This is a genomic window from Enterococcus sp. DIV1206 (assembly GCF_051712485.1).
Taxonomy (GTDB): Bacteria; Bacillota; Bacilli; order Lactobacillales; family Enterococcaceae; genus Enterococcus; species Enterococcus faecalis.
Window position 1 is genome coordinate 722,913 of sequence record NZ_JBIOOZ010000001.1, and the last position, 15,139, is coordinate 738,051.

The 15,139-nt window shown below is 34.3% G+C and carries 27 protein-coding genes, 1 pseudogene and 1 other annotated feature (1 of these 29 running past the window's edge); of the genes and pseudogenes, 16 read left to right on the top strand and 12 right to left on the bottom strand.

Annotation, left to right across the window (positions count from 1 at the left end; all coding sequences use genetic code 11):
• Positions 1–86, top strand: a sequence feature (ribosomal protein L20 leader region) (it extends 46 nt beyond the left edge of the window).
• 54 nt (positions 87–140) lie between these two features.
• The 3 genes from infC (at position 141) to rplT (ending at position 1,396) form a co-directional block, all read left to right on the top strand.
• Positions 141–662: a translation initiation factor IF-3 gene (gene infC, locus IGK86_RS03530; RefSeq protein WP_002355797.1), complete on the top strand. Its 522-nt coding sequence runs from the start codon at positions 141–143 to the stop codon at positions 660–662.
• Positions 663–775: 113 nt separating this feature from the next.
• A complete protein-coding gene (gene rpmI, locus IGK86_RS03535) occupies positions 776–976 on the top strand; it encodes a 50S ribosomal protein L35 (protein WP_002355798.1) in 201 nt (66 codons plus the stop codon).
• A gap of 60 nt (positions 977–1,036) precedes the next feature.
• Entirely contained in the window at positions 1,037–1,396 is a 360-nt protein-coding gene (gene rplT / locus IGK86_RS03540; RefSeq protein WP_002355799.1) for a 50S ribosomal protein L20, read from the top strand.
• A 45-nt stretch (positions 1,397–1,441) separates the two neighbouring features.
• Here the strand turns inward: rplT and IGK86_RS03545 are convergent, their stop codons facing one another.
• Positions 1,442–1,822, bottom strand: coding sequence for an MmcQ/YjbR family DNA-binding protein (locus IGK86_RS03545; protein WP_002393469.1), 381 nt, complete (start codon positions 1,820–1,822; stop codon positions 1,442–1,444).
• Positions 1,823–1,889: 67 nt separating this feature from the next.
• Here IGK86_RS03545 and IGK86_RS03550 point away from each other — a divergent pair, with 67 nt between their 5' ends.
• The 3 genes from IGK86_RS03550 to IGK86_RS03560 all read left to right on the top strand — a co-directional run bounded on the left by IGK86_RS03550 (position 1,890) and on the right by IGK86_RS03560 (position 3,344).
• Positions 1,890–2,249, top strand: a complete 360-nt coding sequence (locus IGK86_RS03550; protein WP_002358829.1) for a DUF1304 domain-containing protein — start codon at positions 1,890–1,892, stop codon at positions 2,247–2,249.
• A gap of 67 nt (positions 2,250–2,316) precedes the next feature.
• Positions 2,317–2,811: a GNAT family N-acetyltransferase gene (locus IGK86_RS03555; protein ID WP_002368164.1), complete on the top strand. Its 495-nt coding sequence runs from the start codon at positions 2,317–2,319 to the stop codon at positions 2,809–2,811.
• Between the two features lie 17 nt (positions 2,812–2,828).
• Complete coding sequence (locus tag IGK86_RS03560) at positions 2,829–3,344, top strand: GrpB family protein (RefSeq protein WP_002361365.1); 516 nt, start codon at positions 2,829–2,831, stop codon at positions 3,342–3,344.
• Positions 3,345–3,359: 15 nt separating this feature from the next.
• Here IGK86_RS03560 and IGK86_RS03565 read toward each other — a convergent pair whose 3' ends face one another.
• A complete protein-coding gene (locus tag IGK86_RS03565; RefSeq protein WP_438742023.1) occupies positions 3,360–4,535 on the bottom strand; it encodes a SulP family inorganic anion transporter in 1,176 nt (391 codons plus the stop codon).
• A gap of 93 nt (positions 4,536–4,628) precedes the next feature.
• Positions 4,629–5,657, bottom strand: a complete 1,029-nt coding sequence (locus IGK86_RS03570) for a YeiH family protein (RefSeq protein WP_016617479.1) — start codon at positions 5,655–5,657, stop codon at positions 4,629–4,631.
• 112 nt (positions 5,658–5,769) lie between these two features.
• Here IGK86_RS03570 and IGK86_RS03575 point away from each other — a divergent pair, with 112 nt between their 5' ends.
• Both IGK86_RS03575 and IGK86_RS03580 read left to right on the top strand, forming a co-directional pair.
• Entirely contained in the window at positions 5,770–6,600 is an 831-nt protein-coding gene (locus IGK86_RS03575) for a LysR family transcriptional regulator (protein ID WP_002358839.1), read from the top strand.
• 64 nt (positions 6,601–6,664) lie between these two features.
• A pseudogene (locus IGK86_RS03580) lies at positions 6,665–7,306 on the top strand (VOC family protein); the annotation flags it as partial.
• A 79-nt stretch (positions 7,307–7,385) separates the two neighbouring features.
• On the opposite strand, the gene IGK86_RS03585 reads toward IGK86_RS03580, so the two are convergent.
• The 6 genes from IGK86_RS03585 to IGK86_RS03610 all read right to left on the bottom strand — a co-directional run bounded on the left by IGK86_RS03585 (position 7,386) and on the right by IGK86_RS03610 (position 10,755).
• Entirely contained in the window at positions 7,386–8,522 is a 1,137-nt protein-coding gene (locus IGK86_RS03585; RefSeq protein WP_057086752.1) for a site-specific integrase, read from the bottom strand.
• A gap of 1 nt (position 8,523) precedes the next feature.
• Positions 8,524–8,793 (bottom strand): hypothetical protein, encoded by a 270-nt coding sequence (locus tag IGK86_RS03590; protein ID WP_057086753.1) that lies wholly within the window; start codon positions 8,791–8,793, stop codon positions 8,524–8,526.
• Positions 8,790–8,948, bottom strand: a complete 159-nt coding sequence (locus IGK86_RS03595; protein WP_236691871.1) for a hypothetical protein — start codon at positions 8,946–8,948, stop codon at positions 8,790–8,792. The genes IGK86_RS03590 and IGK86_RS03595 overlap by 4 nt, the downstream gene beginning before the upstream one ends.
• A 228-nt stretch (positions 8,949–9,176) precedes the next feature.
• Positions 9,177–9,815: a lipoprotein gene (locus IGK86_RS03600; protein WP_236691872.1), complete on the bottom strand. Its 639-nt coding sequence runs from the start codon at positions 9,813–9,815 to the stop codon at positions 9,177–9,179.
• Positions 9,816–9,880: 65 nt separating this feature from the next.
• Positions 9,881–10,309, bottom strand: a complete 429-nt coding sequence (locus tag IGK86_RS03605; protein WP_057086754.1) for an ImmA/IrrE family metallo-endopeptidase — start codon at positions 10,307–10,309, stop codon at positions 9,881–9,883.
• 20 nt (positions 10,310–10,329) lie between these two features.
• Positions 10,330–10,755 (bottom strand): helix-turn-helix domain-containing protein, encoded by a 426-nt coding sequence (locus tag IGK86_RS03610; RefSeq protein WP_057086755.1) that lies wholly within the window; start codon positions 10,753–10,755, stop codon positions 10,330–10,332.
• A gap of 284 nt (positions 10,756–11,039) precedes the next feature.
• Between IGK86_RS03610 and IGK86_RS03615 the strand changes: the two genes are divergently transcribed.
• Both IGK86_RS03615 and IGK86_RS03620 read left to right on the top strand, forming a co-directional pair.
• Positions 11,040–11,225 carry a helix-turn-helix domain-containing protein gene (locus tag IGK86_RS03615; RefSeq protein WP_016619056.1) on the top strand — a complete coding sequence of 62 codons (186 nt, stop codon included), beginning with the start codon at positions 11,040–11,042 and terminating at the stop codon, positions 11,223–11,225.
• A gap of 29 nt (positions 11,226–11,254) precedes the next feature.
• On the top strand, positions 11,255–11,434 hold the full coding sequence (locus IGK86_RS03620) for a hypothetical protein (protein WP_057086756.1): 180 nt from the start codon (positions 11,255–11,257) through the stop codon (positions 11,432–11,434).
• A 156-nt stretch (positions 11,435–11,590) separates the two neighbouring features.
• On the opposite strand, the gene IGK86_RS03625 is transcribed toward IGK86_RS03620, so the two are convergent.
• Positions 11,591–11,890, bottom strand: a complete 300-nt coding sequence (locus IGK86_RS03625) for a hypothetical protein (RefSeq protein WP_236691873.1) — start codon at positions 11,888–11,890, stop codon at positions 11,591–11,593.
• A 59-nt stretch (positions 11,891–11,949) separates the two neighbouring features.
• On the opposite strand from IGK86_RS03625, the gene IGK86_RS03630 reads away from it, so the two are divergent.
• Positions 11,950–12,267, top strand: coding sequence for a MarR family transcriptional regulator (locus IGK86_RS03630; RefSeq protein WP_057086759.1), 318 nt, complete (start codon positions 11,950–11,952; stop codon positions 12,265–12,267).
• Between the two features lie 23 nt (positions 12,268–12,290).
• On the opposite strand, the gene IGK86_RS03635 is transcribed toward IGK86_RS03630, so the two are convergent.
• On the bottom strand, positions 12,291–12,473 hold the full coding sequence (locus IGK86_RS03635; protein WP_002364224.1) for a YegP family protein: 183 nt from the start codon (positions 12,471–12,473) through the stop codon (positions 12,291–12,293).
• A 109-nt stretch (positions 12,474–12,582) separates the two neighbouring features.
• A complete protein-coding gene (locus tag IGK86_RS03640; RefSeq protein ID WP_057086760.1) occupies positions 12,583–13,065 on the bottom strand; it encodes a hypothetical protein in 483 nt (160 codons plus the stop codon).
• A gap of 93 nt (positions 13,066–13,158) precedes the next feature.
• Between IGK86_RS03640 and IGK86_RS03645 the strand changes: the two genes are divergently transcribed.
• From IGK86_RS03645 to IGK86_RS03665, 5 genes are all read left to right on the top strand, one after another.
• Entirely contained in the window at positions 13,159–13,353 is a 195-nt protein-coding gene (locus IGK86_RS03645) for a hypothetical protein (RefSeq protein ID WP_057086761.1), read from the top strand.
• On the top strand, positions 13,344–13,517 hold the full coding sequence (locus IGK86_RS03650) for a hypothetical protein (protein ID WP_172675441.1): 174 nt from the start codon (positions 13,344–13,346) through the stop codon (positions 13,515–13,517). The genes IGK86_RS03645 and IGK86_RS03650 overlap by 10 nt, the downstream gene beginning before the upstream one ends.
• A gap of 39 nt (positions 13,518–13,556) precedes the next feature.
• Complete coding sequence (locus IGK86_RS03655) at positions 13,557–13,895, top strand: hypothetical protein (protein ID WP_185774156.1); 339 nt, start codon at positions 13,557–13,559, stop codon at positions 13,893–13,895.
• A 195-nt stretch (positions 13,896–14,090) separates the two neighbouring features.
• Positions 14,091–14,408: a hypothetical protein gene (locus IGK86_RS03660; RefSeq protein ID WP_185774155.1), complete on the top strand. Its 318-nt coding sequence runs from the start codon at positions 14,091–14,093 to the stop codon at positions 14,406–14,408.
• Entirely contained in the window at positions 14,401–15,135 is a 735-nt protein-coding gene (locus IGK86_RS03665; RefSeq protein WP_057086765.1) for an ERF family protein, read from the top strand. Before IGK86_RS03660 ends, IGK86_RS03665 begins: the two co-directional genes overlap by 8 nt.
• Positions 15,136–15,139 lie beyond the last annotated feature (4 nt).

Here is a 15,139-nt window from a genome sequence, read left to right on the forward strand (position 1 = left end):
CTGGGCTAGATAAAGTATTCCTTATTTTTTTAAGTAAGGCAGACTGTTGGCGGGTTCTGGATAGGAACCTGTTTTTTTATTGCATTTAGCAAACAAAGCAGACTTCCGTTAGGATTTTCTCTTAAAAATTTTGGAGGTGAATGACCATAGCAAAGGATATGATGGTTAACGACGGCATTCGTGCACGCGAGTTACGTTTGATCGGACAAGATGGTGAACAATTAGGTGTAAAAACCAAAGCAGAAGCATTACAAATCGCTGAATCTGCAAACTTGGATTTAGTACTTGTAGCGCCAGGAGCGAAACCACCAGTTGCGCGAATTATGGATTATGGAAAATTCCGTTTCGAACAACAAAAGAAAGAGCGTGAAGCTCGCAAGAAACAAAAAGTGATCAACGTCAAAGAAGTTCGTTTAAGTCCAACAATTGACGTAAATGACTTCAATACAAAACTTCGTAATGCGCGTAAGTTCTTAGAAAAAGGAGACAAAGTGAAAGCTTCTATCCGTTTCAAAGGCCGTGCCATTACCCATAAAGAGATTGGTCAGAAAGTTCTTGATCGCTTAGCTGAAGAAACTGCGGACATCGCCACAGTGGAACAAAAAGCGAAAATGGACGGACGCAGCATGTTTCTAACGCTGGCACCGAAAAACGACAAGTAAACGAAGAGACCGAGCATTCGGACTTTTGGTAATTTCTACAAGAAGGATATTCGACAGTTGTGACTGTTAGAGTCTTTCACTTGAAGCAAAGATTTTGAGGAGGAAAATTAGTCATGCCAAAACAAAAAACACACCGCGGATTAGCAAAACGTGTAAAACGTACTGGTGGAGGCGGCTTAAAACGTGGCCGTGCCTTTACATCTCACCGTTTCCACGGTAAAACTAAAAAACAACGCCGTCAATTGCGTAAAGCAAGCATGGTTGCAAAAGGCGATTACAAACGTATCCGCCAACAATTAGCAAGAATGAAATAAAACAACTCGGTGACTTTTAGATTACCGTCAAGAGAAACAAGATATTAGGAGGAATTCAACATGGCACGTGTTAAAGGTGGAACAGTAACCCGTAAACGTCGTAAAAAAGTCCTTAAGTTAGCGAAAGGCTACTACGGATCAAAACATACTTTATTTAAATCAGCAAAAGAACAAGTAATGAACTCTTATTACTATGCATTCAGAGACCGTCGTCAAAAGAAACGTGACTTCCGTAAATTATGGATTGCACGTATCAACGCGGCAGCTCGCATGAATGGCTTAAGCTATTCTAAATTAATGCACGGTTTGAAATTGGCAGAGATTGATATCAACCGCAAAATGTTAGCTGACTTAGCCGTTAACGATGCAGCAGCATTTACAGCGTTAGCTGAACAAGCAAAAGACGCTTTAAGCAAATAAGCTTAAATAATCTTTCACACCCTACTCATTGAGTAGGGTGTTTTTTTAATAACTCCGTTGGTAACTTTCATCTATAAATGAAAAAACTTGTGAGAGCGGAATTTCTTCAGAAAGACTTAACCAATGCTCTTTATTCATATGATAGGCAGGAAAATAGCCAGGTTGGTTCTTTAATAAGGCAATCAATTCAGGCGCAAGTTTAACGGTTAAAATAGTGAGCTGCTTATTCTCGGTAGCGCCGAGCAGTTGTGCATCCAGTGGCATAATTAAAGCAAACCATTTTGCATTTCTAGGATGACGAAAGACGAGATAGTCTGGGTGTTTTTCAAAAGGGAAATCGGGCGTTATCTGATAACGTTCTTGGATATAGGCGCTAATAGTTTCTTGAAAAGTCATAGGTTTCTTCCTTTCGTTAAGGCTAGGCATATCTATTTACATCATAGCAAAAATTACATAAAATTACTTCGTTCAAAGGAATGGGAGGAGGGAGCAGATGACATTAATTTCAACAATTTTAGTAACCTTGGTGGCTGTAGAATTTTTCTACATTATGTATTTAGAAACGATTGTACCAACATCTGAGACAACAAGCCGTGTTTTTAAAATGGATAAGCAAGAGTTACAAAGAAAATCAGTGACTACATTGTTTAAAAATCAAGGAATCTATAATGGACTAATCGGTGCAGGACTTATTTATAGTGTCTATTTTGCGCAAGCAACGATGGAGATGACAAAATTTTTATTGATTTATATTATTTTAGTGGCGGCGTACGGTAGCTTAACTAGTGATAAAAAAATCATTTTAACACAAGGCGGTTTAGCTATCGTGGCTTTGATTAGTTTACTCGTTTAGCCATCAGAGTTAATAGAGAGAGACAGTCAAATCGACAGAAAAAACACGGTTGATTTGACTATTTTTTATGGAATTGAGAGAGACAAAATGTGGTATACTTTGTTTATTAGATAGGGAGGAATTAAAAATGCTGAACCAAAAAGAAGTAAAAAAAACCGATTATCCTCAATTAATTTCTCTATGGCGTTCTTCAGTAGAAGCTACCCATTTGTTTTTGAGTCAGGCAGATATTGATAAAATCGAAGTGGTTTTACCTGATTATTTTCAACAAGTTCAATTAAGTATGTGGTTAAATGAAGAACAGAAATGCGTGGGCTTTAGTGGAACAAATCAACAAACGTTGGAAATGTTATTTATTGACCCAGTCTATTTTCGTAAAGGCTATGGTGGAGAAATTATCAAAAAGTTAATAGAGCAAGAATCAATTGTCTTTGTTGATGCTAATAAACAAAATGAAGGGGCAGTGAAGTTCTATCAATCTCAAGGGTTTCAAGTAATTGGTGAATCAAAGGAAGATCCTCAAGGAAATCCGTTTCCTATTTTACATATGAAACGGATATAGAAAAGAGGGAAGAAATCATGCGGGTAATCGTTACTGAATACCAACCAGCCTGGGTGGAACAGTTTGAAGAAGAAGCCCAAGCGTTGAAACAGATTCTAAAGGAAAATTGTCTTAAAGTTGAACATATCGGTAGCACATCTGTGCCTAATTTAGCAGCCAAACCAATTATTGATTTTTTGGTCATTGTTGAAGAAATTGAAAAAGTAGACCTGTTACAAGGGGAATTTGAAAGAATCGGTTATGAATATATGGGGGAATTTGGGCTATCAGGACGTCGTTATTTACGAAAAGGCCCGATAAAAAGAACACATCATGTGCATATTTATCAGTTTGACAATACGCAAGAAATTTTGCGCCATCTTGCTTTTCGAAATTATTTACGAGAAAATCCGGCAATTGCTACAACCTATGGTACATTAAAAAAGCAATTGGCCCAAGCACACCCCGATAGCATTGATAAATATATGGATGGCAAAGATGCGTTCATTAAGAAAATAGAAAAAGAAGCGTTGAAGAAATATTGGGAAAAATAAAAAAAGTTGCTAAAGCTAGCAACTTTTTTTTGGTTCTTTTTTGAAAAAATGATAAAGAAGACCACTTAAAAGAACACCTAGAATAATTCCAATCGCTAAATTATGCGTATAGACGATCACACCCACTGTCACGAGTAAAATAACAATTTCAGTAACTTCAAAAGTTCGGAAAAGCTGCAAACTTTCCCAATCAAAGGTGTCGACTGCCACTGTCATCATGATCCCAATCAATGCAGCTGTAGGAATGGCTACCATCACGGATTTAAAAACAAAAATGAATAGAAGGAGGGTAATACCTGAAATCAAAGTAGAAAGCCGTTTTCGTCCTCCAGATTTAACATTAATGACCGCTTGGCCAATCATCGCACAGCCAGCTTGGCCACCAAAAAAGCCGGTAATTATATTAGTGAGTCCTTGCGCCTTAACTTCTCGTTGGCTATCACTTTGGCTCGCTGTCATTTTGTCCACAATGGGGATCGTCAATAAAGATTCAATTAACCCGACCATTGCTAAGGCAACAGAGCTAGGTAAAATAATCCACAACGTTTCTAAGTTGATGGGTACATTAGGCCAACGGATCGCTGGATGAAACTGACTCATTTCACCAAGATCACCTACCGTTTGCAAATGACCTTTTAAAAAATAGGACAGGATAGTCATGAATAAAATAACAATTAAAGCAGGAGGCACAATTGTAATAAACTTAGGTAATAGATAAATAAGTAAGATACTACAGATAATCATACCGTAGGACCACAGTGTTTGATGGGGCAATTGTTGTACTTGCGCCATGAAAATTAAAATGGCTAACGCATTGACGAATCCGTACATCACTGTCTTGGGAATAAAGCGCATTAATTTATGGATACCTAAATAACCTAAAATAAATTGTAGAAAGCCTGTTAAAATAGTCGCAGCAAGCATGTATGACAAACCATGTGCTTGAATTAAGCCTGCAAGGACTAAGGCCATTGAGCCAGCAGACGCCGAAACCATTGCCGGACGGCCGCCCGTAAAAGTAATCACAAGTAAAGTAACAGCTGAAGCAAACACTGCAGAAAGCGGGTGAACACCAGCAATAATCGCAAACCCGATTACTTCTGGTAAAATGGCGACAGAAGAAACGAGACCCGCAAATAGATCATTTCGTTCATTGCCTAACCATTCGCTTTTTTTAATACTAAATAACATCGAAAAACTCCTTTAAGTTAATAAAACCTTATTCATAATAGCATGAATAAGCTGAAATAAAAAAGTTTGACGTGTTAACGTCAAACTTTTTTATTAGAACTGTAACAGTGCCAACAACAAAATGGCTAGGACGACTTGAACAGTTCCTACTGATAAACCATAGATTAAGAAACGTTTGCCTTCTTGGAAAAACTTTTTAAAATCGAGTCGTAACCCGATTGCTGCCAAGGCAGTAATTTCAAACCAAGAACTAAAGAAATGAGCAGTCTCACTGATCACGACGGGGAAATGAATCAAACTATTAAAGACACAGGCAATGAAAAAGCCAACTACATACCAAGGTAGGGCGCTGCTTTTTTTGGTGACTTTTACCAACTCAGCTTCTGATTCTGCCGTCTTACTTTGCTTGAAACGTCCAAATAAATAGACAACTGCTACGAGTAGGACAATCCGCATAATTTTAAAGAGCATCGCAAGTTGAACTGCGTTCTCATTGACCATATTGGCACTGGCGACAACCTGACCAACTGATTGTAAAGTCCCTCCGATTAGTGCGCTACGAGCCAACAAATTGGTACCATAGATAATCCCACTTAAAATGGGTAAGGTCAACATTAAAACGGTTCCTAATAAGTTTACTAAAGTAATGATTTGGCCTTTTTCTTCCTCATCTGCTTGAATTGCTGGAGCAATCGAAGCAATAGCAGAAGACCCACAAACGGCATTACCACCAGCCATCAATAAAGACATATTATCAGAAAAAGCCAGTTTTTTACCGATCAAATAGGCAAAAATAATGGTCAGCGACATTTGAATGAGAATAAATGCGACACCTTGTAAGCCAATTTGGGCAATCGTTTGAAAGGTCACGGTGGTTCCCAATAAAACAACAGAAAATTCTAGTAATTTACTTTCGGCTACTTTGGTTCCGCGATTTAAATTGGCACCGCGAACAAAGGTATTTCCCAAAAAGATTCCTAGTAAAATAGCTATCGTTGCGGCGCCTAAGCTAGGTAACCAGATGGCAAGAAACTTGCTAAGGCAGGCGACAAGGAAAGCTGTTAGCAAGCCGGGAAGAATTTGGAATAAAGATTGGATATAATCATTTTCTGAATTTCTCATTGAAAAAATCTCTCTTTCTTGTTCATTACTTCCAGTATAACGAAATTTTTTACATTTGAGAAATAAATAGTTAAAATAATATTTATAATAGAAAGTTATCGAAAGGATGCCTATGTTTAAATTATTAAAGACTTTTCAAATTGTGTATGAGCAAATGAACTTTTCCAAAGCAGCTACCTGCCTATATATCTCACAACCAGCCGTTTCTAATCAAATCAAACAATTAGAAGAAGAATTAGGCTGTTCATTGTTTTTAAGAAATGGTCGACAAGATGTAGTCCCTACTAGGCAAGCAGAAGTCTTGTATAATCGTTTGCTAAATTTAGCTGATGATTGGCAAGAAACATTAACAGCTCTTCATCAGGCGAGATTACCTAAAGAAACTTGCCGAATTGCTGCGTCTAATACTTTTGCAGTTTATTATTTGCCGCAACTGATGCAGCATTTACAGACACAGTATGCAACAATCAATTTTGTTTTAGAAATGAACAATTCAGAAGAAGTAGTGGAAAAAGTTGAAAAACATCAAGTTGATTTTGGCTTTATCGAAAAACCATTAATTACGAAAGGCGCCTCTCGTGAAGAAATTATTCAGGATCAATTGGTTTTAGCTGGGGACCCTGCCAATCAGAATTGGTTGGTACGTGAAAAGGATTCTGGGGTCTTTCATTATACCCAACAGTATTTAGAAGAAAGTAATCAAAGCCCAACACTCATGACGGTTAAAAATAATGAAATGATTGTTAAAATGTTGGAATTGGGCATGGGGCAATCGTTGCTTTCAAGAAAGGCGATTACTGAAAAAATTCCGTTCCAAACGTTAGGTGAAAAGTATTGGCGTTCCTTTTATTTTTTGACACGGGGACATTTAAAATCCTCCTTGCTTCAAGAAGTAAAACAAGCAATTTATCGATTCTATCAGACGGAAATGAATAAATACTAAAACGTTCTCTTTGTTTATTTATCAATCTTTGACTACACTAAAGAAAACGAAGGAGGGAACCACAATGCCTAAATTTTCACCTTGTTTATGGTTTGACACACAAGCGGAAGAAGCTGCTAACTTCTATACAACAATCTTTGAAAAAGGTGCGATTCTAAGTAAAACGAACTACGTTAATGAGGAGCACCAACCTCAAGGAACATCATTAATGACCATTGAATTTACCTTGGCGAACCAAACAATCATTGGTTTAAATGGCGGACCAGAATTTTCCTTTACACCAGCTAGTTCATTTTTTGTTGAATGTAAAACGTTATCACAAACAGAAACGTTGTGGAAAAATTTAACAACAGATGGACAGATATTGATGCCTTTTGGGGAATATCCTTTTAGTCCTTTATATGGTTGGGTATTGGACAAATTTGGTGTCTCTTGGCAAGTGTCTTTTTCAGGAAAAGAACAAACAATTGTACCAACCTTTATGTTTGCTAATGAAAAATATGGCGAAGCAGCCAAAGCTCTATCAGAATGGTTGGCGATTTTCGGTCCAGGCGAAATAATTGAAAAAGTTGAATATGAAGATGGGAACATTGCGCAAGCACTTTTCACATTACAGGAGCAACCGTTTCGAGTAATGGATGCACGAGATAAACATGATTTTGATTTTACCATGGCCTTCTCCATTTATATTGATTGTGAAAATCAATATATTCGTATTTGAAACATTGATAAATAAGGATTTTCGAGGTGTTTAGTTGTGATTGAATACCACGATGAATACCATTTTATGAATTCATAAAATTTGAGAATAAATTAGCAACTTCTTTTTCAGCATTTTTTGTAACATGAGTATAGATATTTAATGTAGTATTTATGTCAGCGTGACCTAAGCGCTCTTGGACTTGTTTAATGGTTGCGCCAGCTTCGAATAAAAGAGAGGCGTGGGTATGTCTAAAACCATGTGCGGTAATGTTAAATTGTGGATATTTTTTTAGTTTTTCTTTTATTACACTATGTCTAAGTATGTCATTTTGCTTATTGGAAAATATTAATTGTTCTTTATCATCTTTTACCCGAATACCTCTTGATAATAAAAGTTTCTTTTGTTCAAATTTCCATTTTTTTAAAAAAGATACTGTTTGTTCATCCAAAGATAATGTTCTTTCAGAAAAAGTATTTTTAGTAGTAGTTATATATTTACTTTTTGAAAGATATGATATGCCTTTGTTTATTTGCAAAGAATAATGAGTAAAATCAATATCATTCCAAGTAAGTGCTAGTAATTCTCCTTTTCTAAGACCTGTATAAGCTAATAAACGAAACAATACAAAAACATCAAGTGTTTCATTTTCCTTTATGATTTTAAGAAATTCTTGTAATTGATCTTTGTCTAAGAAATTTTGGTCCTCTTTAGTTTTTATTTCTCTTTGACGTTTAGGCATAATAATTCGTTTCATTGGATTCATAGAGAGTAAATTTTGAGTAATTGCGAATTCAAATATTTTTGATGTGTACATTTTCATAGAATCAAAGCGTGTATATTTTTTACTCCATTCATTGACTACTTTCTGGCAATAAGAAGGACTGATTTTAGTTAATTTTAGCTCACCGAAAGCAGGTAGAATTTGTTTTTCAAAATAGTATTTAACTCTTTGTGCGGAAGATGGTTTAACAGTGTTTACATATTGAGCATACCAGAGTTCGTAAACATCCTTAAATAAGCTATAATCTTGTTTTACAAATTTTCCACGGTCAATTTCTATCTGTAATTGAGCAAGAGCAAGTTTCGCTTCTTTTTGAGTTTTAAATCCACGCCTAGTTGTACGTTTGGATTTTCCCGTTAATGGATCAATGCCTAAATATGCATTGAACATATAGGCAGTTGAACCATCTTTCTTTGTATATTTTTTTATTGTAGCCATATTAATCGACTCCCATAATTTCTTCTGGATGTTCTAGCAGATATAATGCAAGCTGTTTCCCAATATGAAACATAGAAAGATTAGGAGGCATAGATAAATCTACAAGAATTTCTTTTTTTCCATCATCATGGATGATATACATTGCTGGAGATCCTAAAGGAACTATATGATTAATTTCGAATCCATAAATTTTTGCTAGAAGTAAAGGATTGTTTGTTTTATGATAACTTATTATGTGTTCAGCTAGTTCTTTTCCAGTCCATTTTTTCATTCAAAAAACTCCATTTCGTTTATTCCATCAGAAAACATTTCTAAAAACTCATATTCATTCATGAAATCTATCCAAATTTGTGTACCTTTATATTTGGGAACGCCTTTTTTAGCTTTAATTTGTTCGTAAGCATTATCTATAAGTTGGTCTAACATTTGATTAACAACACGCTGAATTTGGACTTCATTCCATCGTTTGTCTTTTTTCTATTTTTATTTTTCTCTTCTTGGTATTCTGTGGCTTTTTCAATAAATAAATCAAGTGGTTGTTTAGCGTGAGTTTCTAAATACTCTCTAAATTCGTAATATAGCATAATAGTTTCCTTTCTTTCTCGAATGTATGTTCTTATTTCTGTAAAAGAAAAGCCCGAAGGCTAATCTTTATTAATTATTTAACTTATTCATCAATTCGTTTCCTGAAATTAGTAAATAAATAAGTGATGCACCAGAATTTTCTTCACCATCCCATTCGTAAATTGCTTTTACCCTACCATAATTTGCATCGTTACAGGTTACTATCCATCTATTTTTATTATTAATATAATTTACAGCAACGTTCCATGTGTCTTTTCCTCGATATTTAAGCTTATACCCACGATCTTCACAATCTTGTTTAGTAAATGCTATGAGAGTTTCTTTTTGAGTTTCTGTAATTGATGTTATTTTTTTCTTTTGATTATCATCGGTTGAACTACTATAGTCTTTCTCTGGATTGGTTGAAATAGATTCTTTTTCTTTAATAGTTGAAGAAGCTTCTTGTATGTCATTGGAACTACTTGATGAAGTAGAATCTGATGAAATTGTAGTGGTAGAATCTGTACTAAAATTGTCAAGAGCCGTAGTTGTATCAGTTGTTGCTATCAATTCACTTGACATAGTAGCTACTTCAGCTGCCGCTTTTGAAAATTCTAAATTTAAATCTTTTTTTGATTGAGCATTTGAACTTTCGGTAGAAGTAGTGTTACAACCCGAAAGTAAAGCTAATAGAGAAATTCCTAAGAATGTAAATGTATATTTTTTCATACCAATAATTCCTCGTTTCTTAAAAATATTTATATAAAAATCATATACAAAACTGATTTTTATTTTTACAAATATATTCCCATTTCTAATGGTAATCCATAGTAATTTAAAATATCTAATTTAGTAGGACAATATAATTCGTTTAAATGTGAACCATCTATTAAAAGGTGTGTTGCTCCGCAATTTGCTTGAGCTTCTATTTTAGAAGTAGAAGAGAAACTGTCTGCAGTCATTTGTGCTGTATTGTCATTTGGATGGAAAATAGCATGAGACAGTTCATGGCCACAAACAAAAAGCATTTTTTGATAAGGTAATTTTGCATTTAAATGGATAAATTTACATCGATGATTTTTGGTGTAAAAACCATATACTTCATCACCAAAATAGCCATATAGAATAGTAATGCCTCTCTTTTCAGCTATTTTGAATGGATCATTGGTCCCATATTGTTTTTTTAGTTTCTCAATTTTATACGGCACTTCTGATAAAAGCATATGACAATTCCTCCTGTTTGTTACTGTTGATTACCACGATATTTTTTAGGAGTGAACTTCTTCTTGGCAAGAGCTTTTCCGATACGTAAAGATTCTTCAATAGAAGAAAGAATTGCAGCACGTGCTTCGGGAGAAAGTTCTTCTGTATCTTTAGAGAAAGCAATTGCTTCAGAATTTTTCATATTTTCGATAATTAATTCTAATTCTCTTTGGATGTCTTTTTCATCTTTTTCTGTCAAATCGTAATATCGGCGTTTATCTGTACGACCTAAAAGATAATCTGCGCTGACATCAAAAAAATCAGCTACTTTTTGCAATCTTTCGCTAGAAGGAGATTGTTTTGACCACTTACTTATACTTCCCTGTGCAAAATTTAATTTTCTTTCTAACTCGGCAATGGTCATTTTTTTCTCATTTGCCAATAACTTAACTCTATCTAATAGCATGATATCAAACCTTTCGGCTTTAAAACAAAGGAATTGACAATTGTGCAAATAAATCATTGACAAGTTGACAATAGTCAATTATACTATGTTTTGTAAGCAAGTAATTTATGGCATACAAAAAGCGAAACAAAAACTGAATTGTCTCCCCAGACATAAGTAAAGCTCACTTTTTGTGTGCTATATTTCTTATGCTTACATTATGGACTATTGTCAATTTCTTGTCAATATGTTTGATAAAAATAATTGAATATTATCAATCAAGTAGTAGGAGGAGGTGGCTACTAATGACTTTAAAACAACAAGTACAAATTGCCCTTATTGAAAAGAAATGGAGCCAACGAGAATTGGCACGTCGAATGAAAATTTCAATGGCTTATCTACAAGATATTTTAAATGAACATCGTAAACCAATTGAGAGACTAAAACAAATTGAAGAAATTTTGGGGATTAATTTAGAAATAGAAAAGTAACAAATCAACCAGCTTAGGAGGTGAGAGGGATGAAAGACTTAGAAAGAATAGCTGTGGCTTTAGAAAGTATAGCAAAAAGCCTTAGTACTTCGGCAGAAGATACTAAGACAACGAATTGTTATAAAGAATCAGTATTCGTTCAAATACTCATATTCATTCTCGGTATAGTTGTTGGATATATGTTATTCCAGCTAGGAACAGACTTGTAGAAATGGTTAATAGTTTAAATGAAAGGAACAGTGAGATGAAACTACCAAAAAAAACAGATTATAATTCTAAACCATATCCTAGCATTGAAGAAGCAACTAAACGGTCTAATTTTGTGGATTTGGTTATTAGTATAGTAGCATTAACGATTGCTTTGTTTATTTTTTTAAGTAGGATAAAACACTGATAATTATTGCAATTACTGAAAGCATTCTAGTAATCAAACTACTCTGAAAAGTAAATAGTGCTTTTTTACCTTCAATGGTAATTGCGTAATAATTTCCATAATTCATTGCCGGAAATCCAGCAACTTCTCCCCATGTTCCATCAGGTAGTTGCTCAACTAACCCCTCACTAAGTAATAAATCTAAATGTTTATACTTTTCAGAGATTTTAACTTTTTGGAATATATTAGCAATCAATAGTTTCAAATAAATAGATGAATTCAAAAGTTTCACCTCGCTTTCAAGTAAATTTTATCAAGAGGTGGCAAGCAAAACAACTAGGAGGTGTAACCATGAGTGTTAAAGAGGAATTAGCAAATGTAATAGAAAAAATGGTAGAAGAACAAGTGTCAGAGCAAATGAGAATCATTGAAGAGAAATACTTTGCTAAGTCAAAACAAACACGATTTACTCAAGCGGAACTTGCTGAAAAATGGGGTTATTCAAAAGGCTATGTTAATCGCTTATTGAAAAAATATGGCATTGAGCCTATCGGTAAACGTGGAAAAGAGTATGAGTATGAGGGAAGTCAAGCTGAGAAAGTAAAGAGTGTCTACGATGACGAAGTACTTTATCAAGAACAACTTAACTGGAAAGTTAGAGCAATGTAAAAAAGGATAAGCCTAACTTATCCTCAGTTAAAAGTAGTATCAACAATGATTGCTTTTGGATTCATATCATTCTTAATGGATTCAATGATTTCTAAAACAGAAGATTTGTAGTAGTAAGTTTTGCTTGATGCGATTATTTCATTTTCTTCAGTTTTAATCAAAAAATAGTATTTTTTATCAGAAGCTCGTTTAATCACAAAAAACACATTGACCCCTCACTTTAAAAAAATTTTTATCAAGAACAATGAAAGGATAGAAGCTACTGTTTAATTTTTTAATCAATTCAGAGTTTTGGAAAGGATTAATTTGACGGTTCTAATCATCAATAGAGCCTACCTTTTCAATAGTAAAACCACCACCAATATGCGTGACTGATTTATCGAATTGTATATTTTTAATAGTTTCACTTAAAAGATTTCTGAATTTTTCTTTAGTTTCATTATTTGATAAATCATAAGTTGGGGTATTGTATCCTGAAACATCAAATGGAAGGTTAGATGTAGTTTTATCTCTAATCTGAATTACCTCTTTACAAAGAGCACGGGCATATCCCAGCTCGTAGTAAACATTAGGGTTATTTCCTGATAAATCTACAATAAGCAAGTCAGCATTTTTAATACAAGAATGAATTCTTTCTATATTTTGCTGATTATGTGGGTCCAAATCGGCACGCATAATTTCGAATTCAATTGTATTATGCAAAAAACAATATTGAATTTGCTCTAGTAATTCGTCAGATTGTTTACGAATGTCAGAATTTTCCTCTCCAATTGGAGTTACAAAAAAACATTTTTTCATAAGATCACCTCATTAATTATTTTATTAGGAAATTACTGATAATTAATTATAGCAAAGAATTATAAAAGCAAACAATAGTATAGGAGGTTAACCATGAAAGCAATACGTGAAGCTCGACTGATAGGAACATTTTTAGTGATGATTGCGCTAGGAGTATTGCTGAAAAATCACTTTTCAATGCCAATACTAGCAACACTAAGTGCACCTTTCTTTATCCATTGGTTTTTTAACTGGGATGAAGCGAAGTATCAATACTCTGAAAAAGGAGGCGATAAAAAATGTATGTAGCTATGGGTGAAGCTAGTAGAGAAACATACGTGATTGGAGAAACACAAGCGGAAGTCTTTAGAAAATTGCTTGAAGAATATCTATATGTTTCATTTGATGAAGGTGTTTACCCAGAAAGATTAAGTATAGTACAAAAAGAGCCCCAATCGTTTGCAGACGATTAAGGGCAAATAAAAATATTATGTTAAGGAGAGTATACCAAAATGAACGACAAAATTCAAAAATTGATTAAGAAACTAGCAAAAGAATGCCAGAAAGAGGATATAGGTTTATCTTTGGCTGCTATCGATTTAGAAGGAGAGATGGCAATATCTCAAGTTGGAAAAGGCACGATAGTAGCCATTGCTGCACATAGCCAATATACACTAACAAAAGAAAAACTGGAACAATCAGATTGTGATTGTCCAAAAAATCGTTTATTAAAAGAGATGTACGGTATTGAAACAGAAACTACGACTAAAAATACACATACTTTTGTCACAGATGATCCAAACGATTTGATGGATATATTATCGAAGATTTTTCGAGGTGAGTTTAAATGACTAGAAAAGAAAAGTTAAACCAAGCAAAAAGATTAGCTGATTTATGGTACAAACAACAAAAAAGTCAACTATACATTGCGCAACAAAAAGAGCGCAGAGGGATTGCATGATGAAAAAAGCGACTACGCCGCCAAGCAAATAGTCGCATACAAAATTATACTAGAAAAATTGTAACACAGAAAAGAGGTTTTGTGAATGAATCGTAGAGAAGCAAATGCACTAGACAGATATTTAACAGAGCCGACTGAAAAAACACATAAGGAAACCTATGAAGATGATCCAGTGGATACTACTGATTATTTTGGAAATGAAATTGCTGATGAAGACGGTGTGTTTGAGATAACTTTTGCAATGAAATGTCTTTATACAGGACAACCAGTACTCACTTGTAAAAAAATTGCTACACAAGATACAATCGTTGATTTGATAGAAGAATTAGGCGAAGAAAACGTGTATTTAATTGAATATGTGAGTTCAGGAAAAAGATATAAGGAGGGATTATTGAATGACTGAAGCAACCAAAACAGATTTTTCTAAGTTGAATGTTTATCAAAAATTAGCGTATGTGAGACAAAAAGCACCATATATTCAAAAAAGTAAACGTGGCCAGCAGTACAGCTATGTGGGGTCAAGCGATGTACTATCCGCATTAAATACAGTCATAAATCAAGTTGGATTAATTTTGAAGCCAGAAATTGTTGCTCATCAAGTTCGGGAATCACAAGATGAGGTATGGAAAGCGGATAAAGTAAAGAAAGAGCCTGTAGCCAAAAAACGTACAACGTATTTTACAGAGCTAGAGTTAATGATGACATGGATTAATATTCATAATCCTTCTGAGATTGTTGCTTGTTCATGGTATAGCCAAGGAGTAGATATTGAAGGAGAAAAGGGTGTAGGAAAAGCACTAACGTATGCGGAAAAATATTTTTTATTGAAATTTTTTAATATCGCAACAGATGATGACGATCCTGATAAATACCAAAAAGAACAGCTAAAAAATACTACAATTACTGAACGGCAAATTGATATGTTGAACGCATCAATTAGTAGAGTAGCCGAGCTGGCAGGGCAAGAATTTGAAGCTGTGAAATCGTTAGCTATAAATGATTCTGATTTGAATCCTAAAAAAGCATTTGAAGAATATAGTGCTTATGATTATGGTGTTATTTCTAAATTGCTTGCGAAGTGGATAAATTTTTATGAATCTAGGCAGAAGGTTCAAGAAGATAATAAGTGATTGA

Coding starts and splice junctions, on each gene's coding strand:
- IGK86_RS03665 (WP_057086765.1), top strand. CDS start 14,401: ATGACTGAAGCAACCAAAACAGATTTTTCTAAGTTGAATGTTTATCAA.
- infC (WP_002355797.1), top strand. CDS start 141: ATGACCATAGCAAAGGATATGATGGTTAACGACGGCATTCGTGCACGC.
- IGK86_RS03650 (WP_172675441.1), top strand. CDS start 13,344: ATGTATGTAGCTATGGGTGAAGCTAGTAGAGAAACATACGTGATTGGA.
- IGK86_RS03645 (WP_057086761.1), top strand. CDS start 13,159: ATGAAAGCAATACGTGAAGCTCGACTGATAGGAACATTTTTAGTGATG.
- IGK86_RS03630 (WP_057086759.1), top strand. CDS start 11,950: ATGAGTGTTAAAGAGGAATTAGCAAATGTAATAGAAAAAATGGTAGAA.
- IGK86_RS03595 (WP_236691871.1), bottom strand. CDS start 8,948: ATGTTAGACCAACTTATAGATAATGCTTACGAACAAATTAAAGCTAAA.
- IGK86_RS03600 (WP_236691872.1), bottom strand. CDS start 9,815: ATGAAAAAATATACATTTACATTCTTAGGAATTTCTCTATTAGCTTTA.
- IGK86_RS03585 (WP_057086752.1), bottom strand. CDS start 8,522: ATGGCTACAATAAAAAAATATACAAAGAAAGATGGTTCAACTGCCTAT.
- IGK86_RS03620 (WP_057086756.1), top strand. CDS start 11,255: ATGAAAGACTTAGAAAGAATAGCTGTGGCTTTAGAAAGTATAGCAAAA.
- IGK86_RS03570 (WP_016617479.1), bottom strand. CDS start 5,657: ATGAGAAATTCAGAAAATGATTATATCCAATCTTTATTCCAAATTCTT.
- IGK86_RS03655 (WP_185774156.1), top strand. CDS start 13,557: ATGAACGACAAAATTCAAAAATTGATTAAGAAACTAGCAAAAGAATGC.
- IGK86_RS03605 (WP_057086754.1), bottom strand. CDS start 10,309: ATGCTTTTATCAGAAGTGCCGTATAAAATTGAGAAACTAAAAAAACAA.
- IGK86_RS03640 (WP_057086760.1), bottom strand. CDS start 13,065: ATGAAAAAATGTTTTTTTGTAACTCCAATTGGAGAGGAAAATTCTGAC.
- IGK86_RS03660 (WP_185774155.1), top strand. CDS start 14,091: ATGAATCGTAGAGAAGCAAATGCACTAGACAGATATTTAACAGAGCCG.
- rpmI (WP_002355798.1), top strand. CDS start 776: ATGCCAAAACAAAAAACACACCGCGGATTAGCAAAACGTGTAAAACGT.
- IGK86_RS03545 (WP_002393469.1), bottom strand. CDS start 1,822: ATGCCTAGCCTTAACGAAAGGAAGAAACCTATGACTTTTCAAGAAACT.
- IGK86_RS03610 (WP_057086755.1), bottom strand. CDS start 10,755: ATGCTATTAGATAGAGTTAAGTTATTGGCAAATGAGAAAAAAATGACC.
- rplT (WP_002355799.1), top strand. CDS start 1,037: ATGGCACGTGTTAAAGGTGGAACAGTAACCCGTAAACGTCGTAAAAAA.
- IGK86_RS03565 (WP_438742023.1), bottom strand. CDS start 4,535: ATGTTATTTAGTATTAAAAAAAGCGAATGGTTAGGCAATGAACGAAAT.
- IGK86_RS03575 (WP_002358839.1), top strand. CDS start 5,770: ATGTTTAAATTATTAAAGACTTTTCAAATTGTGTATGAGCAAATGAAC.
- IGK86_RS03590 (WP_057086753.1), bottom strand. CDS start 8,793: ATGAAAAAATGGACTGGAAAAGAACTAGCTGAACACATAATAAGTTAT.
- IGK86_RS03550 (WP_002358829.1), top strand. CDS start 1,890: ATGACATTAATTTCAACAATTTTAGTAACCTTGGTGGCTGTAGAATTT.
- IGK86_RS03615 (WP_016619056.1), top strand. CDS start 11,040: ATGACTTTAAAACAACAAGTACAAATTGCCCTTATTGAAAAGAAATGG.
- IGK86_RS03560 (WP_002361365.1), top strand. CDS start 2,829: ATGCGGGTAATCGTTACTGAATACCAACCAGCCTGGGTGGAACAGTTT.
- IGK86_RS03555 (WP_002368164.1), top strand. CDS start 2,317: ATGGAATTGAGAGAGACAAAATGTGGTATACTTTGTTTATTAGATAGG.